The organism is Streptomyces sp. NBC_00154 (assembly GCF_026342835.1).
Taxonomy (GTDB): domain Bacteria; phylum Actinomycetota; class Actinomycetes; order Streptomycetales; family Streptomycetaceae; genus Streptomyces.
In genome coordinates this window covers 297421-323129 of sequence record NZ_JAPEMI010000003.1, presented here as the reverse complement: position 1 = coordinate 323129, position 25709 = coordinate 297421, and the positions used below count along the sequence as shown (strand labels likewise).

Below are 25709 nucleotides of genomic sequence, written 5' to 3'. Positions count from 1 at the left end.
TGCTCGGCTACATGCAGTGCGAGGACGGCTGGGACGACAACACCTCCGCGGGCCTTACCTGACCCCGGCCCCGGCTACAGCCACACCCTTACACGCACGGGCCTTCGGTACGCCGGGGGCCAGGTCTTCTTCGGCCCAGACGACCTTGCCGCCCGATACCGAGCGGGCGCCCCATCTGCGGGACAGCTGACCGACGAGGAAGAGGCCGCGGCCGTTCTCGTCTGTGGTGCGTGCCCGACGCAGCTGCGGGGAGTCGGCGTTGGTGTCGAACACTTCGCAGGTCAGGACTTGGTGGTGAATCAGGCGCAGACCGATCTGGCTGGTGCTGTGGCGGACGGCGTTGGTGACCAGTTCGCTGACGATCAGCTTCGTGGCGTCCTCGAGACCTTCCAGGCCCCATTCAGCCAGCTGACAGGCTGCCAGGTGCCGGGCACTGTGGACCGCGGTCTCGTCACTCGGTAGCGTCCAGGAGGCGACCTGGCCTGGGCTGATCGAACGGGTGCGGACGAGGAGCAGGGTGACGTCGTCGCACGGTTCCTGCCCCGGGAAGGTCTCCGTCGCGAGGGTGCAGAGGTCTTCGAGGGAGCGACCGGGTTGTGCCAGGGCGGCGCCCAGGCGCTCCATTCCCACGTCGATGTCGTGGTCGCGGGTCTCAATCAGGCCGTCGGTGTACAGGGCGAGGAGACTTCCCTCGGGCAGTTCCAGCTCCACGGCCTCGAAAGGGGCCCCCAGCCCGATGCCCAGTGGGGCTCCGGTGGGAAGGTCGGGGAAGGTCACCCGGCCCTGCGGGTCGATGATCGCGGGCGGGGGGTGCCCGGCCCGTGCCATGGTGCACTTCCTGGTCACCGGGTCGTAGACGGCATAGATGCACGTGGCACCCACCACCGCGGGGGCGTCGGCGTCTTCCTCGGCCATTCGCTGGACCGTGTCATCGAGGTGGGACAGCAGTTCGTCGGGGGGCAGTTCCATGTCGGCAAGCGTGTGGACGGCGGTGCGGAGCCTGCCCATGGTCGCGGCGGCGTTGATGCCGTGTCCGACGACATCGCCGACGACAAGGGCTACTCGGGCGCCGGACAGTGGGATCACGTCGAACCAGTCGCCTCCGACGCCGTGGTCCATGTCGGCGGGCAGGTAGCGCGAGGCGGTCTCGACCGCTGTACCGCCCTTCAAGCGGTGAGGGAGCAGGTTGCGTTGCAGCGCGAGGGCCGCGGTGTGTTCGCGTGCGTACTGGCGAGCGTTGTCCATCGACATCGCAGCGCGAGAGACGAGTTCTTCGGCGAGGAGCAGATCGAACTCCTGGAACGGCATCGGGTCCTCGGTGCGGACGAATAGCGCCACGCCCAGCAGTGCGCGCCGCGCGCGGATGGGTACGAGCATCAGGGAGTGCATGCTGTTCTCACGGATCTTCTGCGCTCGTGCCGGGTCCTCGTCGATCCACGTGCCCGGAGCGGTGTCCAGGATCGCCTCCAGGTGGGACTTCCCGGTGCGCAGGACGCTGGTGACGGGTGAGGTGGGCGTTACGGGGACCGGTTCACCGCGCATCCACGGGGATTCCGGGACCCCTTCGTGGATCGAGGCCAGACCGGCACGTCGGAACGCGGGGAGGCGCCCGTTCATCGGGCCGATGCAGACCGGGGACCCCTCGCCGAACGGGACCGACTGCTCCAGGTCGACGATGACGTAGTCGGCGAGCAGGGGCACGGCAAGGTCGGCCAGTTCCTGGCTGGTCTGCATCACGTCCAGGGTGTTGCCAAGGCGCGTACTGGCCTCGCTGAGGATGGCGAGGCGCTCGAGCGCCCGCCGACTCTCGGTGATATCGACGTTGATGGTGCACACCCCCAGCGCTTGTCCGTCGGCGTCCTGGAGGCAGAAGAACGAAGCCGCCATGGTGTGCTCTCGGGGCGGACTCGTCGGCGGCCACATCCGGTACTGGTGGACCTTGGTGGTGCCGCTGTGGAGTACCTGCCGCATCACTGCCTCGACTGCTTCGGCCTTGGCATCGGGCCGCGCATCGGTGAATCGCCGTCCGAGCCGTCGGTCACGGGAGATGCCGTCGTGGCGCTCCATCGTGTCGTTCACCCAGATGCAGCGCAGCTGCGGGTCACGAACGACGATGCCGATCGGTGCGCGGGTAAGTAGCGACTCGCGCACCGATCCGTTCGTTGCCTCTGTGGAGAGCGTGCCGATGTCGGTTACGGAGATGAGCCACCGGACTGTTCCGTCCTGCCCCCGCAACATCGAAATCCGCAGGTTGATGTTGAGCTTGCGGCCGTCCCGGTGGCACACCGCCGTCGTGCCCGACCAGCCGTTCTGGTCACGACACTGCTCGACGAACGCCGATATCGTCGGCGCTTCCTCGGAAAATGGCAGGACAAGTGAGGCAGAGCGGCCCACCACGTCACCCGCGGAGTACCCGACGAGCTGCTCGGCGGCCCGGGTCCATGCGACCACCGTCCCATGCTCGTCGAACATCCCGACTGCCGACTCGGAGGTCTCATACGTGTTCAGTCGATCACTGAGTGTTACATTACCGTTACTGATCATCGAACTGTTGACCTCAGGTAGGTGGGGAGGGGGCATGGGGTGCAGGAAACCGGTACGCGGACGACTGTGGCGACCGGGACCGACGGGTGGGGTGGAGATATCAATCCGACCCGATTTGTACCTTTTGAGTCATAGACCAGACAGTGCTCTGATCTGTGACAGGGCCGCAGCCGTGACTGGTGCCAACTCGGTCACCAAGACCGCTGGCGGGCTGCGAGGAACTGGACATGCCCGCCGCGCCGCCGCGGCCGGACGGCCACGGAACGTGGGTCGGTGAAAAACAGCAGAAACTGCTCATTCGGCTGCCAAAGCGGTTCGGCTCCGCCGTCAGCTGAGCGCAGTGGCAGCCGAAAGGGAGTGGCCTTGACCGGCAACTCGGCCGCAGCACCACTGAGCCCCGCCTCCGCAGGAGGGCTGGGATGGGCGTCCGCCGCAACGCTTGGTGCGGCTTTTCCGTACTGCGACGCCGGCCTTCTGCAGCGGCCAGGGCGTCCTGTCAGCTCATGTTCATCTTTCCGCGCCGGACCGGCCCCGACGATCAGCCTTTGTCACGTTTTTCTGCAGTGCGGTTCGAGCTGGCGATCCTTTTGACCGGTCCTCGGTGAAGGAGGGGCGTCACTTTCTCCAGACTCCCACCGGGGTCCAGGCCAGGGTGGCCACCGGTCGGAGGAAGGTGCCGGACCGACATGAAACATCGAGGCTGTCAGGCTGATCCGGCTGTCACGGATCACCGCGCCGCCCTGTCTTGTAGATGAGTATCAGAACAAATGCGGAAGGTGAGATTCATGAGCGTCGAACATTCGAGATGGGCTGAACTCCGTGATCCCGCCCCGCCGGACAAAACCGTCCCTCATCCACGACGCCGGGTGACGCTCGGCGTCATAGCTATCATCGCGCTGGTCGTGGCCGTCCACGTGGGCCTCGCCGGACTTCTACTGGCGTCCGGTCCGTGGAAGCACTGGGCCATCGGAACCGTCCTGGGAATCATCCTGCTGAAGGCCACCTATGTTCTCGGCGGCCTCGCGATACGCCGCAGCAGAACTCGCGAAACCGGCTGACCGGGCAACTGCCGAGCCCCGGCATTGCTGTCGCCCAGCGAGCACGGGGCTTTTCAGCCTTCACCGATCCGTACTTGGCGATCTCTCGTCAGCCGATCTCTCCCGTATAAGACGTTCTGACAAAGGCGCAGCGTTTGATGTGTCGGTGGGTGATGAGGCAGGTGGAGAGGCCGAGGAAGACCTCGTGGATGTCGTCGCGTCGTCACATCGGACGCGGAGGCGTCGGATTCCTGAAGTCAAGCGATGGTGCGCTCAACGACCCAGTGGTGAACCCGAGGCCGGATCCGGTGCGGCACTCACGGCGGGCGATCACGGAAGTGCTGCACGTTCACATTGCGGCGCGGGCTACTTGGCGGAGGCTTCGAGCCAGGCGTCGAGGGTGACTTCGCCACGGGGGGAGTCACCCTCGGGGATGAGGGATCGCTCGCTGACGTGGGCTCCGAAGTACGGGGCGGTCGGGTCTACAACGACCCTTCGGCCGTCGTTGCGGCTCTGAAGGACCCGGCCGACGATTTCGTCGAAGCGGCCGATTTCGGGTCCGGCGATGTCGACGATGCCGTTCACAGGCACGCCGACTGCCGTCCGTCCGACGGCAGCCACGACGTCATCGGCAGCGACCGGCTGGAACGACACGGGCGGAAGTGTGACGGTGTCGCCGTCGGTCGCGCTGTCGGCGATGCCACCGAGGAACTCGAAGAATTGCGTCGCATGCACAATCGAGTACGGCAGCCCCGAGTCCCGGATCAGCTGTTCCTGCGCAGCCTTGGCCTTGAAATAGCCCCCGTCCGAAGGGCGCTCGACACCGACGATGGAGAGGGCGACGTGATGATTGACGCCCGCTTCCTTCTCCGCAGCGATCACGTGCGCCGTCGATGTGGTGAAGAAGTCCATGACAGCCTGGTCTTCGAACGACGGTGAATTCGTCACGTCGACCACCACGTCCGCGCCGCGCAGCGCTTCGGAAAGGCCTTCGCCGGTAATGGTATTGACGCCGGTGTTCGGAGAGGCGGCAACCGCATCGTGGCCCTGCGCTTTGAGCTTGGTGATCAGTTTCGAGCCGATGAGTCCGGTCCCGCCGATAACTACGATCTTCATGGTGTCCTCATTCATTGCATGTTTGATTCGTGCAGACCGCTGATGTCCCGAGTCCGTCTGTTCATGTGACGATGACCATCACTCCGCCGGTTCTCCCGGATTCTGCCAAAGCCGAAGCGGTTTCACGGCGGGAACCCGCCGTCGTCACGGGCATTCTGTGGGCAGGAGGGCTGAGACCAGGAGCCGGTCATGATGACGTAAATCCCGAATAACCGGAACCGAGTGCCGAGGAAGGCGCTTCGTGCCGGCCGGCCTCGCAGGGCTGATGCGTTCTCAGTTGGCGAGATGAGCTGATCGCCTGCGTACACACGGTCGCGTGGGACGGTTCGCCCGGTTCGCCCGTTTCGCCAACGACGCGACCCCTGATGTTCAAGGTTGTTGAAGCCCTTGATCACGAACAGGGATCACGTCTCTCGTGCTTGACGATCCGGGAAGTCGGTGTCCGTGATCAGAACCGTGCTGGCCCTTCGTCCGAGCACACGATTCAAGCAAACCCTGTCGGTTCCGTGTCCTCGCCCCTGCATGTCGTCGTTGTCGAGACCGACACTGCCTGGTGCGTCGGCCTGTCAGGTGCGTCAGGCGCGGAAGTAGGACCCGGCGTCCAGGTCCTGCATGAGGGTCGGCCCGCTTGGGGCCCAGCCGAGGAGTTCCTGCGTGCGAGTGCTCGAGGCGGGGATGTCCATGGCGAAGAAGCGGCCGATCCAGCCGAAGTGCTTCTGTGCGTCCTGCGCTGCGATCGAGGTCACGGGAACGTCGAGTCCTCGTCCGATGGCCTGGGCGATCTCCCGTGTGGGGACTCCCTCCTCGCTCACCGCGTGCAGGAGCGTTCCCGCCGGGGCCTTCTCGAGTCCCAGGCGGGTGATCCGTGCGGCATCCGACCGGTGGACCGCCGGCCAGCGGTTCGTGCCATCGCCGACGTAGGCCGCGACCCCTTTCTCACGGGCGATCGCGACCAGGGTCGCGATGAACCCATGGTCGCCATCGCCGTGCACGGTCGGGGCGAACCGCACGCTGACCGTGTTCACGCCGCGATCGACGTACTCCAGCGCGAGGTTCTCGCTGCCGCCTCGAGGGGACTGCAGGCCGTGGAACGGTGACCTGTCGCCCTCGGTCGCCACCCGGCCCTGCGCCGGGCCGGCGACGCCGGACGCCAGCAGGAACGGACGGCCTGATCCGGTTAGGACGTCGCCGATCGCCTGCACGGCGGCCCGTTCGGCCTGATTGGAGACGGCGGGGTTGGTGAAGTCGTGCTTGTTGGCAAGGTGGAGGACGGCGTCAGCGGTCGCCGCGCCCTCCCGGATGCTGTCGAGGTCGTCGAGGTCGCCACGGCGGACCTGGGCACCCTTCGCGTCGAGGGATGCGGCCGAGGTGTCGGAGCGGGCGAGCCCGACCACCTCGTGGCCGGCGGCGAGCAGCTCGTCGACCGCGGCCGAACCGATCCACCCGGATGCTCCGGTGACGAAGACGCGCATGTGAATGATCTCCTTCGATGGCCAAGCCTGGTGAACGAAGCGAGCGATGTCAGTCACTGACGTCAGTGACTGCCGTCACTGTAGCTGCCATGTCGGCCGCTGTCATCACTAGAGTGGTGGGCATGGTGCGATGGGAGCCCGGGGCGCGGGAACGACTACAGGCGGCGGCGATGGACCTCTACATCAGTCGCGGCTACGACAGGACGACCGCGGCCGACATCGCCCAGGCCGTCGGCCTCACGGAGCGCACGTTCTTCCGCCACTTCGCCGACAAGCGTGAGGTGCTCTTCAGCGGCCAGGAGCTGCTGGAGCAGGCGTTCCTGGACGGCGCGGCTGCGGCTGCGCCGGACGCGTCGCCGCTCGAGATGGTCGAGTCCGCCCTGTCGGCCGCGGCGACGTTCTTCCCGGCCGAGCGCCGCGACCACTCCAGGCGGCGGCGGACGATCATCTCCGAGAATCCTGCGCTGCAGGAACGGGAGTTGTTGAAGTTGGCGGGCCTGGCCACGGCGGTCGCTGCCGCCCTCCGATCGCGGGGCGTCCCCGAGGCGACGGCCACGCTCGCCGCGGAATCCGGGGTGACCGTGTTCGGCGTGGCCTTCGGCAAGTGGATCGCCGAGGGTGAGGAGCGGTCGTTCCTCGACATCGAGCGCGAGGTACTGGGCGAGCTCGTGTCGATGACCGCCGGCGCGACGTGATCAGCGTAGCGATGATCAACCAGGTGGTGCGACACGAGGGGATGGGCCAGGGCTAATGCGTTCTCAGTGAGTGATCTTGAGGAGTGCGGTGGCGTGATCCGGGCGTGACCGGTAGTGGTCGGCTGCGGCGGCGATGTTGTCCCAGCCGGCCTGGCGCATCAGGCCGATGGCAAGGTTGCGTAGGGTGGCCATGAGGCGGGGTGCGGTGCCGGTGCGGATCCGGGAGGCGTCTTCGCCGTAGGTCACGTCGCGCACGTGATGCAGGGCTTCCACCGACCAGTGGTCCTGGACGAGTTCGGCCAGACGGGCTGGGTCTGCTTGCTCAGGGGGGAGACTGGTAATGGCGTAGACGGTCTTCGTCTGAGCCTTGCGGGTTGCTCGGTTCACGCGCCGGCGCTTGATCTCTATGGCTTGGATGGCGTGCGGGAAACGCAGGCCGGGCGCGATGGTGCACACCTTGAGCCGGCGGATTTCGCGTCGGCCGTGGCCGGTTGTGGTGGTGCGGCCAAGCAGCGGGATCTCGTTCCAGGGCAGGCGTTTGATCTGCTTGTGCAGCTTCTTTTGGTTGCCCTTGACGACCAGCAGGTAGTGGCCGCCTGCGGCGGTGATGTGGTGGGCGTGCTCGCGCTGGGTGTGCATGGCGTCGGCGGTCACGACGACGCCGCGCAGGTCCAGGTGCTCCAGCAGCGGGGCGAAGGCGGGGATCTCGTTGCTCTTGGCCGCGACCTGGCGCTGGGCGATGACGGTCTGGCTGCCGTGGAGGGCTGCGGCTAGCAGGTGCACGGCATGGCCGTCGGTGCGCGATCCGCGAACTGTCTTGCCGTCCACGGCCAGCCCGGTCAGGCGGTCGGGTTCGTCGACCGGGTCAGTGGCGCGGCGGGCCAGCCAGGCGCCCACCGCATCGTCGACCGTGTCTCCGTCCAGCCGCGCCACTAAACGTCCCAGGGTGGAGGCGTTCGGGGTGGCCCGAGCGAGCCCCAGCTGGTCGTGCACCTCGGCCGTCGCGTCGGCCGCGAAGCGGGCGATCTGAGCCAGCGACTTCGCGCCGCCGAGCACCGCGACCAGGCACAGCCCCAGGAGCGAGCCTAGCCGGTAGCGGCGTCCGCGTATCCGGCGCGGATCCGGGAGGCGGCCGAACACCTCGGCCAGCGTGGCCAGTTCATAGGAGTTCACGGGCAGGCAGGGCACGGTGGCGTCCTCGCCGTGGCGCGCGAGGACGCTGATCAGAGAAGAAGGCACGCGGACACGGCTCCAGATCGATCTTCGGTCTCAGCAACCTTGATCATCTGACGTCGCATCCATCGTTTCCGCTCGGGGATGCCGCCCACGGGCCGACGAGGCTTGCCTGCCATGTGACCTTGAGTTGCTCCGTGGACGACAACGCTTGGGACGAAGGCGGCGAGGAGGGAGGACCTCAACGGCACGACGAACGCTGTACTGGGCTCGCTCACGAGCCGTCCCACAGCCCCAGCCGTCGCAGGCGGCGCTGTCGGCGCCTCTCGTACAGTGCCGTGAGGCCGAAGATGCCGCCCAGCAGGAAGCCTCCGACTGGCCCGATGACGTAGTCCGAGGGCTGGACCCCCGGGAGCAACAGGAAGTATGCAACCCAGATCGTTCCTGCCAGGCATGCCGGGAGGACCGGATACCGGGCCGCGAACTTCTGTGTACGTGTTGGTGGGCGCTCGCCGCCAAGGAAACGGTCCACGGCCCAAAACGTGCGCATCAGTCGGCGCCCTGTCTCTGGCATGACCGAGAGCGTATCGCGTGCCCGATCAGTCCTCGACTGGCGCGATACCCGTCGAGCACGAGGCACCCAGTTGATCCCGAACAGGTCACCTAGCCTGCCCCCGGTCCCACCGAACCCGGCCCGCCCCTTCATCTCGCCACCTGAGAACGCATCAGCCCTGGCCGGCCTCGGGGGGCGAGCAGCCCGGTGGTTCACTGCCGTCGTCCCCGTGGATCGCTCAAAGTGTGACCTCACCCCTCGGGTGGGTCGTGGATGTCAACGCGTTTCGGACGCCCTCACGGGGGATCGTGCGCTTGGCGTCCGAAACGCTGTGATCAGACTACCAAAGCTTTTCTTCATCCCGCACATGCCCACGGCCGCCGGTGAACAGTTGTTGGGTGACAGTGTCATTTCTTCCACCGACGACGGATGCTGTCCACGACCGGTCGGTCCACTGCCTACCGTGACTCGATCGCCGCATGCCCCTGAACCAGTAGGAAACGGGCATCAGTTGCATGTACGCGATGACTCAGTTCTTGCAAGCCGGGCAGATCGCAAGCCGGATAGACATGGTGATTACGAGCATCACAATGTCTTGAGTGGTCATTGTTCCTGATGCAACATCTGGGAAGTGTGAACGTTTCTCCTGAGCCCATCGCTCTTCCCTGCCCTCCCGAAGACCCTACGTCGCCGCTCGCCCCCGGCACTCACACGATCACTGTCCGGCACGGATCGGCGCGCATCGAACAGCGTTACCACGTCGCCGGCACCGGCCCGGTGTGCATCGCCCACTCCGGTGGACCCGGCATCAGCTGGGAATATCTGCGTATGCCTCTGCTCGAGCGCAGCCTGACCATGGTCTATATCGAGCCTGTCGGAACTGGCGCATCCGGCTTCCTGGCCGATCCTCGCGAATACACCCTGGCCAGATACACCCATTTCCTGCACGCTGTGATCCAGCACCTCGCGCTGCCGGATGTTGTGCTGCTCGGTCACTCGCACGGAGGGTTCGTCGCTCAGCGGTACGCCCTCGACCACCCGGGGCGAGTCGCAGCTCTGGTCCTGTACGACACCTCGCCGGTGACGGGCGAGGGCTTCTGGTCGGCCGCAGTCGCCAACCTGGAACGATTTGTGCAGCGCCACATCGACGAACACCCCGAGGTAGCCGGTTACGTCGCCGCGCTCACCACTCGGCTCGACCAGCTGACCGACGACGGCACGACTGCCGTACTGCGCAAGATCACGCCGGCCTACTTCTACGACTACTGGGGTCGTGAGCAGGAGTTCGGGCCCGCCCGACAGTCGCTGCGGATGTATGCCGCGCCCACCCAGTTCGGAGGTCACCCCTTCGATGTCCGCGATGAGCTGTCCGCTGTCACAGCCCCCACGTTGGTACTGGTCGGCAAGGATGACTTCATCTGCGGGCCGCATTGGGCACGGATGATCCACCATGGCATCGCCGAGGCACAGCTCGTGGTCCTGGACGAGACCGGCCACATGGCGCACCTGGAGCGTCCGGAGGAGTTCTGCGCCGAGGTGACCGGGTTCCTCGCGTTGAAGCGCGAGGAAGCCCAGTGAGATCAGAGAGGAGTGACGAGCCGGCGGCTCAACGGCCTGAGTCGGCGCAGGGTGGGTGAAGAGCGGTCTTCCGAACGGCCGCGTGAGCGGTTCCGGTGCTCCGGGCCTGGCAGCTGCGCGCAACTCCTCACGTCCGTACGGTTGTTGTCATCCCGGTAGTGGACTGGTCGTGTGCCGATCAGTGTTCGGTGATCACACCGTCGCTCAGTTCGAGCACCCGGTCGGCCAGGCCCAGCAACTGAGCGTCGTGCGTGGCCACCAGCGCGGTCACGCCCTCGCTCCGCACGACGGCACGCAGCAGCTCCATCACCGCGAGGGCTGTCTCCGCGTCGAGCTGGCCGGTCGGCTCGTCGGCGATCAGCAGCGCCGGGCGGTTGGCGAGCGCGCGGGCGATGGCCACGCGCTGCTGCTGCCCGCCGGAGAGCTCGCCGGGACGCTGTGCCGCGTGGTCGGCGAGGCCGACCAGCGAGAGCAGCAGCGCGACGCGCCCCTCGCGCAGGCGCGGGCTCATCTTGCGCAGCCGCATCGGTACACCGACGTTCTCGGCAGCGCTGAGGATGGGTATCAGACCGAAGGACTGGAAGATGAAGCCGACGCGGTCGCGGCGTAGCGCCAGCAGGCCGTCCTCGCCGAGCTCGGCGAGGTCCGTGCCGTCGACGGTGATGCGGCCCTCGTCCGGGCTGTCGAGGCCGCCGACCAGATTGAGCAGCGTGGTCTTGCCGGACCCGGACCGGCCCTTCAACGCGACGAGCTCGCCCCGTGGGATCTCGAAGGACACCCCGCGCAGGGCGTGCACGGCCGCGGCGCCGCTGCCGTACGAGCGGTGCAGGTTCTCGACGCGGACTATCGGCGCGTGGGCGGGCTCCTCCACACCGGCCTGACCGTTGCCGCGCAGCGCCGGCGCTGCGGCCGAGCTGCCGGTCGTGCTCCCACTCGAGCTCCTCGACATGCGGATCTCCTGTCCTGATGCGGTGCGGCATCCCGGTCTGGGGCAGGAACCGCGACGGTGCACGGTGCCGACCACGCCTACGGTGCCTGTTCGGAATTGATCGTGGCAGGACCCCATGGAGAGCAGGCCGTGCCTCCGAGCGGCGGAGGTTGGGATGGCCGAGAAGGCCTCGTTCGCAGCTCAAGCGTCGTCGCCTGCGGGGGAGCGGACACGGTTGCCGGCCCCGTACAGGTTCAGATCGCGATCACACGAGTCTTGAACACTCAACCGTTTCCTGTCCAGTGTCACATGTTATGTTTCCGTGCGACAAAACGTGGTCCGGTCCTGAGGGAAGAGGCAGGAAGCAGTGTGACGGCGTTCATTCTTCTACGTATCAGAGCCCACCGTCTGCTCCTGGCAGCTTCCCTGCTGGCTGTTTTGCTGACTACGTGCGTCCTTGCCGTGCTTGTTGCGTTCTCCGGCGCCGTGGGCAAAGCCGCGTTGCAACACAGTCTCGGCCACCGGGATGCGGGGGCCGCCGCTCTCGTCGTCAGCGCACACGTCCCGTCCGATCGGCGGCACGCGGCCGCAGAGGCCGTGGAGCGGGGCGCACGGCAGACCTTCGACGGACTGCCGGTCACGGTGCATGACCTCGAGCGCTCGGGGTCCTATGCGCTGCCGCGGCAGCTGACGGGTGCGGTGGCCGGGGCCGAGCTCCCCGACCTCACGGAGTTCGCGGTGCTGGACCGGTCGCGGATCGAACTCGTCGAGGGAACACTGCCAGGGCCCGTCGGGACAGCGGCGCAGCCTCTCCCGGTCGCCCTCCCCGAGGCGGCCGCGAAACAGCTGAGACTCCGGCCGGGTGCCCAGTTGACGCTTGCCGACCGGGTGTCGGACAAGCCGGTGGACATACGCATTACCGGCTTGTACCGGGCCGCCGACACGACCGACCCGTACTGGCAGCTGGACAGTCTCGGCGGGCACGGGGTGCGGACCCTTGCCTTCACCACGTACGGGCCGCTGATGGCCGATCCGTCCGTGCTCGCCTCGCCTCGGACATCGCAGGGGGCCACTGCCTGGTTGGCCGCGGCCGACTTCCGCGGGCTCGGCACCGAACGGATAGCAGCGCTGCGATCCGCTGCCGAACGCGGATCCACTGCGCTGCGCAAGGACCCGGTGTTCGCCGGGTCGGTCACCGTACGCACCGGCCTGCCGACGGTACTTGTGCAGGCTGAGCGCACACTGACGGTGTCCCGCTCCACTCTGGTGATCGTCGCAGTGCAGCTGGTGGTGCTGGCTGCGTGCGCGCTGATGCTGGTCGCTCGCCTGCTGAGCAGCGAGCGGGCCGGGGAGACCGATCTGCTGCGGGCCCGCGGAGGTTCGCGCCGCCGGATCACGGGCCTCGCCGCGCTGGAGGCGGTGCTGCTGGCCCTGCCGGCGGCCCTGTGCGCACCACTGCTCGCGGGTCCGCTCTCCCGACAGCTGGTGGAACGTTCTTCGCTCGGCCGCATCGGGTTGCGATTCGATGACGCCGCGGGACCTTCCGTCTGGCTGGCGGCGGGCCTGGTCGCGGTGTGCTGTGCCGCGGCGGTGGTGGCACCCGCCGTGTCAGCCGGCGCCGGCCGGCGCCCAGGTCGGGCCACAGCGCTGCCCGCACCGCTGCGTGCAGGAGCAGACATCGCGCTGTTGGCCGTCGCCGCTGTGGCGTACTGGCAACTGAACCGGCAGACGTCGCACTCCGGCACAGGTGTACTCAGTGATGACCGGAGCGGTCGCCTGGGCGTCGATCCGTTGCTGGTCGCCACGCCCGCGCTGGCCTTGCTGGCGGGCACGGTACTCATCCTCCGTCTGATGCCGCCCGCTGCGCGGTTCGTCGAGCCCAGGGCGGCAGGCGGACGCAAGCTGCCCGCCGCACTTGCCGCTTGGCAGTTCAGCCGTCGACCACAGCGCGGCGCAGGGCCGGTCCTGCTGGTGGTGCTCGCGGTGTCGATGGGCATGCTGGCCATCGGGCAGAGCGCCTCCTGGGACCGCTCGCAGGGCGATCAGGCCGACTTTCGTGTCGGGGCCTCGATCCGGGTACGGGACAACGATGTCGTCAGCCCCGGTGACGCCGGTCAGTACGCGTCCCAGCCAGGAGTCCTGGCCGCCGCGCCCGCTCACCGCACCGCACTTGGCTTGTCGGGCAACCGCGTCGCCACCGTGCTGGCTCTGGACACTGCACAAGCGGAACAGCACTTGCTGTTGCGAGAGGACCATGCCGACGGGAAGGCCGGTCGGCTGCTGGCCGCCGTCCGCTCCCACGGGGCCGACGCCCGGCCGGGTCTTGTGCTGCCCGACGGCACCAGCCGGATCACCCTCCGTCTGCGCCTTCATGACGAGCGGACGAAATCGGCGCCGAAGGGATTCGTTGCCACAGCCACCGTGGTGGTGGAAGACGGCTACGGGCTGGTGCACAGGCTGCCCGCAGGAACGGTCGCGGCCGACGGCGCGATCCACGCACGCACCCTGGATCTGGACAAAACCGGCGGGGGCAGGCGCGCTTCCCCTGTGGGGCCCCTGACGATCACAGGGCTGAGGCTGGACGGCCAAGTGTTGCCGGGTATGAACAGCAACCTGCGCTTCAGCGTGGAGCAGGTGCTCGCCCAGGGCCCGGACCGCGCGAGGCCGCGTGCAGTCGCCGTGCCGAACGGGCTGCGCTGGCAGGGCAGCAGCACGGGCACACTGGACGGCATCGCGCAGCCGCCGGCGGCATCGCGGCCCTCGGCGGCGCGACCGCTGACCGTTGCGTACCGCGTTGCATCGACAGTGGACAAAGATGCTCCGTATCCCCCTATGGAGAGCACGGAGCTCCGCCTCACAGCCGAGCGGCCCGCCCCTCCCCGGCAGCTCGCCGCGATCGCGACGGACGCGTTCCTGCGCGCGGCGGGCGCGCGGCGGGGCCAGAGCGTCGACGTCACCCTGGCCGGCGAGGACGTGCGGGTGAAGGTCGTCGGGACCGTACGGCAGCTGCCGACCACTGGCCCCGAAGCGAACGCCACTGCCCCGGACGGATCCGGCGAATCCACCTCCACCACAGGGCCGGGCGCCACGGACACCGACGGCGGCGCGTTGCTGCTGGACCTCCGCGCCGTCAACGAGCTGTTCGCCCGTCGTGGGAGCGCCCCGCCCGCCCCCACCGAATGGTGGCTGAGAGCCGCTCCCGGGAGGACCGCCGCGGTTGCCGACGCGTTGCGCTCGCGGCCCAATGCCGATCCGGCCGATGTTCTGGTGCGCGACGAGGTCGCCGAGCAACTGTTCGACGACCCGCTCGGTGCAGGGCCGCGCCAGGCACTGCCGGCCGTCGCGCTCGCGGCCGCGGTGCTCGCCGCGATCGGGTTCGCCGTCGGCGCAGTCGGCTCTCTGCGCGAACGCTCCGCAGAGCTGGCCGTTCTGAACGCCCTGGGCGCATCGCGACGTCGACTTGCCTGGGCGGTCGCTGCCGAGCAGAGCGTACTGATCGCCGTGGCGCTGTTGGCCGGCGCCGCCCTGGGGACGGCACTGACCCGCGCGGTGGTGCCGCTGATCGTCCTCACCGGACGCGCCACCCGGCCGACCCCCGACATTCTGGTCGAACTACCCCTGTCCCACGTGACCTTGCTGCTGGCCGGGGTCGCCTTTCTGCCGCTGCTGACCGTTGCCGTCACCGCTCTGCGCCGCGCCGAACCCGCAGGGACGCTGCGCCACCAGGGAGATGCCTGAGATGACCACCCGTACGGGCGGGCCGCACATCACGCCTCAGCGACCGATCGCGCCATGGACCAGGACACGGTTGCGCACCGCTCCGGGCTCCGCACTCGCCTTCGCTGCGCTCGTCCTGCTCACGGCCTTCCTGGCCGCCGCGTTCCCGCGAGCCGTCGACACCAACGAGTCCAGCAGCCTGAGGCAGGGCCTCTCCGGCGCGCGCCCGGCCCGCAGCACGCTGGAGCTGACCACGCCGCAACCCGGCCTCGAACTTCCGCAGTCCGCCAGGGAGGACGCACTGCGCCCACAGGTGATCGCGGCCGCGTACCGCAAGGTTCTGCCGCTCCTGCCCGCACCGGTACGCGCCGACACGACGCAGTCCGCGTACGGCGTCCAGACCACCGAGTTTCAGGTCGGCCAGGAAGCCTGGCTGCCGCGTCCCGATGGGCTCCCGCCCGAGTTCACCCTCGCCGCACAGGCCGGACTCGCCCATCACTCCACCATCCGCACAGGACGGCTGCCGACCGCCCCGGCCGGCCTGACGATGCAGACGAAGGAGCTCGAGGCCGTCGTGACGACCGCAACGGCCAAAGTGATGCGGATGCACGTAGGCTCCCTGGTTCACATCGGCACGTCAGACAGCCAAGCTCTGGCCGTGCGCATCACCGGCATCGTCGACCCCATGCGGCCCAAGGGCAATTACTGGTCGGCCGACCAGATTCTGCGCAACCCTGGCTTGGCCTCCACGGGCGGTCGACCTCCGCGCGTGTACTGGAACGCGGGGCTGCTCATCGCCCCCGAGGCGGCGCCCGCGCTGCTGGGCACCCTCGGCGAGCCGCATGCCTATTGGCGCATCGCGCCGGACGTCACGGGACTGACGGCTCAACAGCTTCCCCTCCTCAGCGACCGTGTGGCCTCGCTCGAGAGCGGACCGGATCTACTTCGCCTCAAGGAAGCGGTCGGCCGGCACGCTTCCTTGACCACCGACATGGACGACATCCTCGCGTCCCACATGGAGATGCGCTCCGCAGTTCGCCCCGTCGTGGCGGTGGCAGCGATCGGGACCGGCACGGTAGCGGCAGTGACCTTGGCGATGACCGGTGGGTTGTCGGCCGCACGGCGCGGCGCTGAGCTGGCGTTGCTCCGGGCGCGTGGTGGGTCGCTGCGCGGCATCGGGGGCAGGCTGCTCGTCGAGTCGGCCGTCGTCGCCCTGCCGGCATCCGGCGTCGGCCTGGTGGCCGCTATCCTGTCGGTGCCCGAAGGGCGGCTGGCGCCGGCAGCCGTGGGGGTAGTGGCGGTCACGGTGCTCGCCTGCCTGGCGCAGCCGGTCTGTGCGCTTGCGCTGCACCGCAGGCCCCGGCTCCGCGCGGAGCGAGCCGACGCCGTCAAGGCCCGGCCCGGCCGTCGGCGCACCGTCGCCGAACTGAGCCTGCTGCTCCTCGCCGTAGGTGCCGTGGTGACCCTCCGCCGCCGCGGCACGAGCGACTCGGGCGACCACTTGGTGAGCGCAGGCCCGGTGCTGGTCGGGCTGATCGCGGCACTGGTGCTCGCACGGTTGTACCCCCTGCCCCTGCGGTGGGCGGCCCGACCGGCCGGACGGCTGCGTGGAGCACTCGGCTTCCTGTCGCTGGCTCGGGCGGGCCGATCCTCGGCGACAGGTGTCCTGCCATTGCCGGCGCTGCTGATCGCCCTCACCACGGCGGCGTTCGGAGGTGCTGTGCTGTCGGGGGTCGCCGACGCACGGGGCCACGCCGCGCTGCTGACGGTCGGCGCGGACGCAAGGATCTCCCGCCCGGGCCCGTCCGGGACGGGGACTCTCCCGGACGGCCTCGAGCAGGCGGTGCGGGACGTCCCCGGGGTCCGGATGGTTACCCCTGTGTGGATCGGACCCACGTTCGACCTGCCCCGAGCCCACCCGATCAAGGGTGATATGTCCCCTGCGCTGGTCGGGGTGGAACCGCAGTCCTACGCACGGATCACCCGCGAACTGGGGTCCGACACGTTCCCCGACCGAGTACGTCAGGAGAGCCCGGGCGTGAAGGGGGCTGGTGTCCTGAACGCGATCGCCTCGCCAGGCGTAGCCGAGACGATTGGCCGCGAACCGCAACTGATCCGGCTGGCGGCCGAAGACTTCACCGTTCGGGTGGTCGCGGTGCGCAGCCGCATGCCTGCGGTCGCCGTACCCGAATTCCTCCTCGTAGATGCCTCCAAGCTGAGACAACGTGTCGCGACCACGGTCCTCCTGGCCTCTGGTGACGAGCTGGACGGCAGAGCGCTGCAGGCAGCCGCACGCGCCGGGGGAAAGGATGTCAACGTGCAGCTGCGCAGCGAGGTGCGAGCCTCGCTCGCCGACTCGCCCCTACAGACCGGGAGCGAACGGATCTACGCGGCGGCGATCGTTGCGGGTGCGGGCTACGCCGTGCTGGCACTGCTGCTCTCGCTGCTCCAGTCCGCGCCGGAACGGACCGCTCTACTGGCCAGGTTGCGCACCATGGGCCTCACCCGTCGACAGGGCCGCCGGCTCCTCCTTCTGGAGGCGTTGCCGCAGGCGTCCGTGGCCGCTCTGGGCGGCCTCCTGGTCGGCTGGGCAACGGTTTGGCTGCTGGCACCGGGAGTGGATCTGACCCAACTGGCGCTCGCTTCCGTTCCCGGCCTCGCGTCCGAGGCCGATGTCTCGTTGCGTGCCGACGCGTGGTCGCTGGCATTGCCCGCGTTGGGTGTGGTGGCGCTGGCGGGGGCGGTGGCCGCCGGACAGGCCTGGTGGGCAGGGCGCCGCGGATCGATCACTGAACTCAGGGCAGGAGATATGCGATGACCGACACGACGACGACCACGCTGGCGGAACTGGAGCAGCGGGCGGCGGCGCGCCGTGACCGGCCTGCGTACGGGCACGACGCGCTGATCGCCTGCGACCGGCTCGTACGGATCTTTTCCGCGGACGGCGTGGAGGTGCAAGCGCTCCAGGGGCTGGATCTCCTCGTCCAGGACGGCGAGTTGATGGCCCTGGTCGGCGCGTCCGGCAGCGGCAAGTCGACGCTGATGAACGTCCTCGCCGGCCTGGATGTCCCCACCGCGGGCGCCGCGAAGGTCGCGGGCTGCGACCTGCTCACGATGGGCGCAAAGGACCAGCTGCGCTACCGCCGCGACGTCGTCGGCTTCGTCTGGCAGCAGACGGCACGCAACTTGTTGCCGTATCTGACGGCGGCGCAGAACGTGGCCCTGCCGATGCAGCTGCGCGGCCATAGGCGGAAGAAGGCCGAACGGGCACAGGAGCTGCTGTCCATGCTCGGTGTCGCCGACTGCCGTGACCACCGCCCACAGCAGATGTCCGGCGGCCAGCAGCAGCGCGTCGCGATCGCCGTTGCCCTGGCCAACTCCCCCTCCGTCCTCCTCGCCGACGAGCCCACCGGCGAGCTGGACTCCGCGACCGGAGAACAGGTCTTTGCAGCCTTCCGCCGTGCCAACGAGGAGCTGGGCACAACCATTGTGATCGTCACGCACGACCAGGGGGTCGCGAGCGAGGTCCGCCGAACCGTTGCGATCCGTGACGGCCGTACGTCGTCTGAGGTGCTGCGCCGCACCGAAATTGACGCTGAGGGACACGAGTCAGTGGTGGCACGCGAGTACGCGACACTGGACCGAGCCGGCCGGCTGCAGCTGCCCACTGAGTACACGGCGGCCCTGAGCATGGAACACCGGGTGATGCTGGAGCTGGAACAGGACCACATCGGTGTCTGGCCCGGCGACGCGGAGAAGCGCTGAAAGCGACTTGGCGTTCCGTGAAGCCCGGCCCATCACGGTGTGGGGCCGGCATTTCGATGCCAGCGGTCCCGGTCGCTCCGGCCCTGTGGGGGACCGAACCATCGCACCGTTCGGTCCGCCTGAGGCTTGGACGAGGTCACGATCTGTGTGGTCGCGCCCATGTGCTGGACCAGTCGAATGCGCTGGTGAGCTCCTTGCCGGCGCACGGCTTGCCCAGGGCGATGGTTCTGAGCAGGATCCACTCGCGCAGGCGGCGGGTGAGGAAGTCGCGATTCGCGATCACCTCGGTCATGGTCTGCGCCCAGGCCGTGAACCGGGGTTCGGTCAGCATGCCGGAGGCCCGACGGTCCAGATGGCGGCCCACCGAGCTGTCCGCCATCATCGCATCCTGCTCGCGCAGGACGGAGGCCGCCAAGTCGGCCTCGGGGGAGGGGCTCCGGGGCCTGCAGCCAGCGGTTGAAGCGCCGGTGCTCGGCGGGCTCCTCGTCGACGTGGGGGCCGTCGCCGCGATCCCTTCCGGCCGCTGCTGATGTTTCAAAGGGCGTACGACCTGTGCTCCTGCCCGCAGCCTCCGCACAGGCCAGGCCCTCCTCCTCGCAACCGGCAGCAGACGGTGCGAAAAGGAGACAGCCGCAACGACCGAGCCACGCGTCGATGCCACACGCGCAAAAGGTGTGCTCATCACCCTCTCGGATGCCGCACATCCACACTCGGCAGCAAGGACCGTTTGCCGTCTGCGCCCGTGGGCCGCCCAGGAGGGTACGCCTAGGAACGCTTGGCGCGGTAAAGGCCTCGGCCGATCCGCTGGACACGGGACGCACCGACAAGACGGTCGAGTGTGCTGCGGACGCCGTTGATGCTTCCGCTGTCGGAGTCACGACCGAGAGCCGCGGCAACATCACGGGCCCGGACGTCGGCATCACCGACTTCGGCGAAGTACTCCATGATCTGCTCGGTGAGCTGGCCGTACTTCTTGTGCCCGTCCGAGTCGGTGCCGGCGGCAGCCGGACGTTCGGCGTCCTTGCCGCTCGCCGGCTTCTGAGCCCGCACCGCGGACTTCGTCGTGACGTTCGCAAGCCCGGAGGAGGCACTGCCTGTTTGCGATTCGATGGGCGCCGCAACCTGGCCCCGTTCCGGGCCTGCAGCCCCGGCCGTGCCCGTCGAGCCCGCAGTGACTGGGTTGAGCATCAGGGTCTCAAGGGCACTGAGGGCCCGCTGCACCGAGCCGAGATGCGCCACGACCGCAGCCAGTTCTCTTTCCAGCGCCTGCTTCTGGACCTGCAGGCGAGCGAGGTCCTCTTGAAGGCTCTCAGCGGTGATCTCAATGTCATGCGCCGCGTGGGTTACAGAGACCATGTGTTCCTCTCATCCTCAACCCTTCATGCCGCGCCCCGGCACACCTACGGTGCCGCTCGGTCTGGACGCGGGAATGGGTAACCACGACATCATATGCAGTGACTCCTCCGGGATGTAGATGTCCCAGACGGGTCCCAAGGGTTCGGTAGGAGACTCATCTCACTGATGATGGGGGCATGAGACAGGGCAGGCCACGTGCCGCCGGAAGGTTGTCCCACAAGCGGCAGGAACGGCCGGGTCACCGGGGAAGCTGAGGATCGACGTCCGGCACGCACTAGACGGTATGCCACCAATTATTGCCACTGTTCGTGGCAAACGCAATGGACAGGAAAACACTCGCTGTCAGCGATCTGACGGTCCTCGGCCCGCCGTCCTGGCAACGCTGCCCCCAAAACTGGGGGCGGGCCACGCCGATACTGGTTTCGGGGGCCGAGTCCTGCTGCCAGGCGGCCCTTCACGGCCAGCAGGACATGTAACGTTCTGGCCGCTCCCCGCACGCGTCGTCTGTGAGACCGCCGGTGCCCTTTCGGCCAGGTGATCCGCAGTGAGCATCACTGTCTGTAGCTCCGGCGGAGACGGCGGGTGCGCGGCGCAGCAGGCACAGCGCGTCGGAGGCTTCCTTGATGCGTGCGTCGACAGTGTCAATTGCCTCTTGGAGTATGTGGAGACGGGCCTCGAGCAGGGCGGCCTCGGTTGCCGGAGACACACTGGCAGCGACAGGGTCGGAGTGTTCGCCATGGTCATGTCGTCGCATCATGCGTCTTTCTGCGGCTCAAGCCGGGAGTCGTACGAAACCGGGGTGGGTGCGGACGGGCACAAGAGCACCGTGCGGTGGGGCCATTCCCTGCTGGGGCGGCCTGCAATCGGTACCGCGAACAGGATGCGCGCCACCCAACTATCAGCACCATGCGCGGTGCGGGAGCCTGGACCTGCAGGAACAGGTTCGCCAACGACCCGCCCCTTCGCTCCGCCCCGTTGCAGAGGCTTCACCACGACCACGGACCGGGCCGCCGGATCTTCTACGCTTCACACACCTCGGAAGCGACCCCCGCGTGCCCCCGCAGACTTGACGAAGGGCATAGAGGCACCCTCCCCCGAAGCCCGGGGAGAGGGTCCGTCCGCGGTGGGACGACCACCGCGGACGGACTGCCTGCCTGTTCTGCGGTCCCTGGACCGCGCCCTACCTCAGCGCAGGCCGAACGCCCTGATCACCGTCTGGTGAATCGCGTTGCCCGCCGAGTCCTTGGCGCTCGCCCTCAGCGACACGAACGACGCCTTGTTCGGGGCGTCCAGGCGGAACCGCCCGTCGCTACCGCAGACGGCCTTGTGCCAGGTCCGGCCGTCGTCGTAGGACAGCTCCAGGCCGACCACGCCGAGCTTGCCGGTAAGGCTGGCGCTCGGCAGGTGGGCGGCGGTGACGGACAGGGTGTCGTGCCGCCCGGCGCGCCCTGCCGCGTCGGTGCCGATCCGGTAGTCGAGCTGCACCAGCGGCAGCACCACGGTGGCGGCATCGGTCGGCTGCGCCGACGTGAAGTCCCACTCGGTGCGTGTGCGGGAGGAGTACGGGGTGTAGGCCACGTCCCGCTCACCGGTGACGACCAGTTTGTACGGCAGCCTGCCGCGGCTGGGCGCGTTGCCCCGGACGTTCGTGAAGTTCCCCTGACCCAGCTGGGTGGTGCCCTGGTACAGCGTCTGCTGCTGGGTTCCGGCCGGGTCCTGGTTCCACCCGACGTGGTTGCTGCTGCCCCAGGCCGGGATGTCGATGTACAGGAGGCTGCCGTTGCGGGTGGGCGGCAGGTTGTTGAAGAAGGCGTCGTTAAGGAACGGGCGTTGGATCGGCTTGAACCACTCCTCGGACTGCCTGCTGCCGGCCCGGTAGGCGGTCTTCGCTCCCTCCTCGAACCCGATGGACTCGGCGAACGCCTCCTGGTGCCAGCGGACACCGTCGGTGGACACCCAGTCGGTCCGCTTCCCGTTCGCGGGCTCCGGCATGAGGGGACCGGAGGACCAGTCGACGCCGTCGAGCCATTCGAAGCGGAACTCGGCGCCGGGAACGTCCGGCTTCGGGCTCGCGAAGGTGACGTCGATCCGGGCGAGGTGCTTCGTGTCGCCCTTGACCGTCATCTTCGACGGGATCTCGTTGTGCCAGCCGTGCGCGAGGTCGTACACGTACGGGCTCGCGGTCTCGGAGTCCACGGTGATCCTGGTACCGCCGTCCTCGGCCTGCCGGATGAGCTTCTCGCCCTCCTCGGTACCGAGCAGGCCGACGTCGAGGGCGACCGGCCGCTGGCCGAGCGGCGCGTAGGAGCGCATCGGGCGGCCGTAGCCGTTCTCCACCACCAGCATGAGTTTCGCGCCCGCGGCGATCGCGTTGGCCGCCTGGTCCACGTCGCTGACGTCATCGCTGTGGCGGACCACCACGGCCTTGCCGTGCGCGTCGATGTGGGCGTAGTCCGCACTCGACCCCTGGCCGGCGAAGACCAGCGGCAGCTTGTAGGTGCCCCTGGCCAGCGGCGTGATGCCCTCCTGGCGCAGGATGCCGGTGAACTCGGTTGTGCGGGTGGAGACGGCCAGCGCCGGCTTCTCGCCGCGCCAACGGGCGGTCAGTTCGAAGTCCCCGTGGGTGACCTTGTGGGTGGTCGGCTGCGCCCAGATGCTGTCGTAGTACACGCTCTCGGCGGACAGACCCGACCTGACGCCGTTCATGACGCGGTTGTAGCCCAGCTTCTGGAACGTCACGTCGCTCCGCTGCGGGGTGGTCATGTCGATGCGCTTCACCTTGGAGGCGTCGAACGTGACGGTCGTGTCCCGGTCCACGAGCACGTCGGGGTCGCCGAGCAGGGCCAGGCCTCTGGAGTGCGGGCCGTGGACGCCTTGGACCTCCTGGTAGGACAGGGCCGAGTACACGTCGTCGGGCACGAAGATCTCCTCGGTGCCCGAGAGGCCGACGCCGACCGGGACGGGGTCCTTGCTGCCTGCCTTGATCAGCATGACCTCGCCGGACGTGGGATTGCCCTCGGAGTCCTTGAACGTCAGCGTCAGCTTGTGCATCGTCGCGAAGCCGAGGGAAACGGCGGTGTGCGCCACGGCCCTGCCTGCGGTGTCAGTTGCGAGCACCTGGCCCGAGTAGTGATCCTTGGCGGTGCCCGCGGAGCCGTCGATCGTCACCGTGACCTTGGCGGAGCCGTGCGCGGGCACGACCACCTGGGAGGCCGACAGGCGGAACATCCCGGACGGGGCGTGCGCAGCGTCGACGGACAGCGAGAGCGTGACCGCCGCGTCGGTGACGTTGGTGTAGGTCACCGGGCGCTGGAGGGCGCCGCCCTTGTACTGGGCCGCGAAGGCGGTCGCCGAAGCGAAGACTCCGGCCTGCGCCGCCGCTGCGACGTCCAGCCGGCCGCTCCCGGCCTCGAAGGCGTCGTACGTCGGGGTCTGCCGGGAACTGCTGGCCAGCAGGTCCTTCAACTGGCTGCCGGTGAGGTCCGGATGGGCCGCGGCGAGCAGGGCGGCGGCGCCCGCGACGTGAGGTGTGGCCATCGACGTGCCGCTCATGGACTGGTAGGCGCCCTGGTCGTTGCCGATGAACTGGGAGTTGGCCGCCAGGATGTCGACTCCGGGGGCGGTGATCTCCGGCTTCAGCGCGCCGTCGACACGGGGTCCCCTGCTGGAGAACGTGGCGAGCGAGTCGGTGGAGTCGACCGCGCCAACGGTCAGCGCCGAGGTGGCCGCTCCCGGTGCGACGATGGTGCTCGGGTCCTCCCCGAAGTTGCCCGCGGCGACCACGAAGAGCGCGCCGGTCTGGGCACTCAGCCGGTCGACGGCCAGGCTCATCGGGTCGGTTCCGTCGGACACCTGACTGGTGCCGAGGCTCATGTTGATGATTTTGGCGTGCTGGTCGACGGCCGCCCACTCCATGCCGGCCAGGGCGTAGGAGATCTGTCCGCCGCCGTGGTTGTCCAGCACCTTGCCGATGCGCAGCCGGGCGCCCGGGGCGACGCCCTTCTCCTTGCCGCCGGAAGCCGCACCGGTTCCGGCGATGATGGAAGCGACGTGGGTGCCGTGTCCGGCATGGTCGTCGGTGTTCTCGTCCGGTACGAAGCTCTGGCGGGTCGCGATGCGGTCCGCCAGGTCCGGGTGGCCGTCGTCGACGCCGGTGTCGAGGACAGCGACGTCCACGCCCTGCCCGGTATCGCCGCCCTGCCAGACCTGCGGGGCGCCGATCTGCGCGGTGCTGTCGGTGAGGTCGGCGTGGATGGGGGCGTCGAGCCAGATGTGCGAGATGCCGCCGCCGAAGGACGGCCGGGTGTTCTGGGTCCGGGCGCCGTCGTTCGCCGCCGCCCCGGCCACGGACTTCCAGAAGTCGTCCGCGCGGGAGCGGTCCGCGGTCAGGGCGGCGCCCTGGATGCTGTCCAGGTTCCGCACCCGGGACGCGCCCTCGGGGACGGCGGACGAGCGGTCTGCGGCGCCGGGCTGTGTGTACGAGACGATCAGCGGCAGCCGGTCGCGGTGCGCGTCGTCGTATCCGTCCGCGATCAGGTCCGTGACGTTGAACAACTGCCGATCCAGCTTGCCCTGGGCCAGGAAGGGCAGGGCGGACTCGGGGTAGACGTAGAGGTCGTCGCCCGACGTCATGATGCGGGTCCGCGCGGGCAGTCCGTCGGTACCGCGGACGGTGACGGCGCCCCCGGGCTTACCGTCGGCGCCGGGGCTCTGACGGGTGGTGACCACGTCACCGGTAATCAGTGTGACGGTGTGTTCGCCGCCGGGTACGTGGTCCGCGGTGGCCGCGGACGGCGGAGCGGGGGCCTTGGAGGAGGCCGCTGCCTGCGCGCTGAACGGGCTCGTCAGTGCGAATACCGAAGCGGCGGCGATGACCGGCACGCTCCAGCGTCTGTCGTGTGGTTTCAACAGTGTGTCCCTGCGATGGGTTCGGGCAGGGGACAGTTGCCCCCTGCCGTCCAACGGTGCCGACCGGAACAGTGGGTGTCACCGGGGCGACGTGATCGTATGCCCACACGAATGGGATGTGAAGGGTTGGAATTTTGGTGGGCCTCGTGACGATGGTGTGCTCGTCGGCACTGTGAGCTTCGGCGTCCGGGACGGGGGCAGGACGGCGCACCGGAGGATCGCGCGCCGTGCTCTACGCAGAGGTCAGGAACCTGCCGGCGGCGCAGACTTGGCATTCCGCACGGCGGGGAGACCATGACTGCATGGCCGTGTCATCCCCTATGACCGGTCCACTCGGCAGTGCGTGACGTGCGGCAGGAAGAACGTGTGCCGAACCTGTACCAACTGCGGGCTTCTCAGTACGTGCGGTTGGCCCCGGGGTGCGAACACCCGATTCACACAGTGTGCGACAATGTATATGCCATAAATCGGACACTGCTTCCGCGGGGTGACCACCGGCCGAGTCGGCCGGAAGCCCGGCGGGCGTCCTCAGGGGCGCGCGCCGCTCTACTGGGACGGCTTGGTCGGCGCAGTCGGGGTCGACTCGGTGGGGCGCGGCAGCAGCGTTCCGTCGGTGTGCAGGCCGACGCGCTCGTTGCAGTACGCGACCATGCCGGCGATGCGGTTGGCGTGGCTGGTCGGGAAGTCGTACGCCAAGGCGATCGGAAGATCATGAAGTTACCGTGTGGTCAAGCCGATACCGTTCCGCTCCCAGGTGTCGTCGACCGCCACCGCTGCAACTGCTTGCGCACAGGCAGCCGCACCCTGTCCGGCACGGCCATCGAGCCGATGCCTGTCGCAATCCGTCATTGCGGCGACAGCCGACGG

General features: G+C 68.5%; 16 protein-coding genes. 6 read left to right on the top strand and 10 right to left on the bottom strand.

Annotated elements, in window-relative coordinates:
• Positions 1–54 precede the first annotated feature (54 nt).
• Positions 55–2544 carry a SpoIIE family protein phosphatase gene (locus tag OHA03_RS46315; protein ID WP_267009940.1) on the bottom strand — a complete coding sequence of 830 codons (2490 nt, stop codon included), beginning with the start codon at positions 2542–2544 and terminating at the stop codon, positions 55–57.
• 785 nt (positions 2545–3329) lie between these two features.
• Here OHA03_RS46315 and OHA03_RS46310 point away from each other — a divergent pair.
• Complete coding sequence (locus OHA03_RS46310) at positions 3330–3602, top strand: hypothetical protein (RefSeq protein ID WP_267009939.1); 273 nt, start codon at positions 3330–3332, stop codon at positions 3600–3602.
• 345 nt (positions 3603–3947) lie between these two features.
• On the opposite strand, the gene OHA03_RS46305 is transcribed toward OHA03_RS46310, so the two are convergent.
• The gene (locus OHA03_RS46305; protein ID WP_267009964.1) at positions 3948–4697 is read right to left on the bottom strand and encodes an SDR family oxidoreductase; all 750 of its coding nucleotides are present in this window, start codon (positions 4695–4697) and stop codon (positions 3948–3950) included.
• Between the two features lie 575 nt (positions 4698–5272).
• Positions 5273–6169, bottom strand: coding sequence for an SDR family oxidoreductase (locus tag OHA03_RS46300; RefSeq protein WP_267009938.1), 897 nt, complete (start codon positions 6167–6169; stop codon positions 5273–5275).
• A 122-nt stretch (positions 6170–6291) separates the two neighbouring features.
• On the opposite strand from OHA03_RS46300, the gene OHA03_RS46295 reads away from it, so the two are divergent.
• Positions 6292–6864 carry a TetR/AcrR family transcriptional regulator gene (locus tag OHA03_RS46295; RefSeq protein ID WP_267009937.1) on the top strand — a complete coding sequence of 191 codons (573 nt, stop codon included), beginning with the start codon at positions 6292–6294 and terminating at the stop codon, positions 6862–6864.
• A 63-nt stretch (positions 6865–6927) separates the two neighbouring features.
• Here the strand turns inward: OHA03_RS46295 and OHA03_RS46290 are convergent, their stop codons facing one another.
• Together OHA03_RS46290 and OHA03_RS46285 are read right to left on the bottom strand one after the other, a co-directional pair.
• Positions 6928–8103, bottom strand: coding sequence for an ISAs1 family transposase (locus tag OHA03_RS46290; RefSeq protein ID WP_267009936.1), 1176 nt, complete (start codon positions 8101–8103; stop codon positions 6928–6930).
• A gap of 208 nt (positions 8104–8311) precedes the next feature.
• The gene (locus tag OHA03_RS46285) at positions 8312–8611 is read right to left on the bottom strand and encodes a hypothetical protein (protein ID WP_267009935.1); all 300 of its coding nucleotides are present in this window, start codon (positions 8609–8611) and stop codon (positions 8312–8314) included.
• A 594-nt stretch (positions 8612–9205) separates the two neighbouring features.
• Between OHA03_RS46285 and OHA03_RS46280 the strand changes: the two genes are divergently transcribed.
• On the top strand, positions 9206–10168 hold the full coding sequence (locus tag OHA03_RS46280; RefSeq protein WP_267009934.1) for an alpha/beta fold hydrolase: 963 nt from the start codon (positions 9206–9208) through the stop codon (positions 10166–10168).
• Positions 10169–10346: 178 nt separating this feature from the next.
• On the opposite strand, the gene OHA03_RS46275 is transcribed toward OHA03_RS46280, so the two are convergent.
• Entirely contained in the window at positions 10347–11117 is a 771-nt protein-coding gene (locus tag OHA03_RS46275) for an ABC transporter ATP-binding protein (RefSeq protein ID WP_267009933.1), read from the bottom strand.
• A gap of 348 nt (positions 11118–11465) precedes the next feature.
• On the opposite strand from OHA03_RS46275, the gene OHA03_RS46270 reads away from it, so the two are divergent.
• The 3 genes from OHA03_RS46270 to OHA03_RS46260 are packed head-to-tail and all read left to right on the top strand — an operon-like array spanning position 11466 to position 18578.
• Positions 11466–14834, top strand: a complete 3369-nt coding sequence (locus tag OHA03_RS46270) for an FtsX-like permease family protein (RefSeq protein WP_267009932.1) — start codon at positions 11466–11468, stop codon at positions 14832–14834.
• Between the two features lies 1 nt (position 14835).
• Positions 14836–17631 (top strand): FtsX-like permease family protein, encoded by a 2796-nt coding sequence (locus OHA03_RS46265; RefSeq protein WP_267009931.1) that lies wholly within the window; start codon positions 14836–14838, stop codon positions 17629–17631.
• Positions 17628–18578 carry an ABC transporter ATP-binding protein gene (locus tag OHA03_RS46260; RefSeq protein ID WP_267009930.1) on the top strand — a complete coding sequence of 317 codons (951 nt, stop codon included), beginning with the start codon at positions 17628–17630 and terminating at the stop codon, positions 18576–18578. Before OHA03_RS46265 ends, OHA03_RS46260 begins: the two co-directional genes overlap by 4 nt.
• 136 nt (positions 18579–18714) lie before the next feature.
• Here the strand turns inward: OHA03_RS46260 and OHA03_RS46255 are convergent, their stop codons facing one another.
• The 4 genes from OHA03_RS46255 to OHA03_RS46240 form a co-directional block, all read right to left on the bottom strand.
• Positions 18715–18993, bottom strand: a complete 279-nt coding sequence (locus tag OHA03_RS46255; protein WP_267009929.1) for a hypothetical protein — start codon at positions 18991–18993, stop codon at positions 18715–18717.
• A 350-nt stretch (positions 18994–19343) separates the two neighbouring features.
• The gene (locus OHA03_RS46250) at positions 19344–19934 is read right to left on the bottom strand and encodes a hypothetical protein (RefSeq protein ID WP_267009928.1); all 591 of its coding nucleotides are present in this window, start codon (positions 19932–19934) and stop codon (positions 19344–19346) included.
• Between the two features lie 1185 nt (positions 19935–21119).
• The gene (locus tag OHA03_RS46245; protein WP_267009927.1) at positions 21120–24842 is read right to left on the bottom strand and encodes a S8 family serine peptidase; all 3723 of its coding nucleotides are present in this window, start codon (positions 24840–24842) and stop codon (positions 21120–21122) included.
• Positions 24843–25388: 546 nt separating this feature from the next.
• Complete coding sequence (locus OHA03_RS46240; protein WP_267009926.1) at positions 25389–25538, bottom strand: hypothetical protein; 150 nt, start codon at positions 25536–25538, stop codon at positions 25389–25391.
• Positions 25539–25709: the final 171 nt, after the last annotated feature.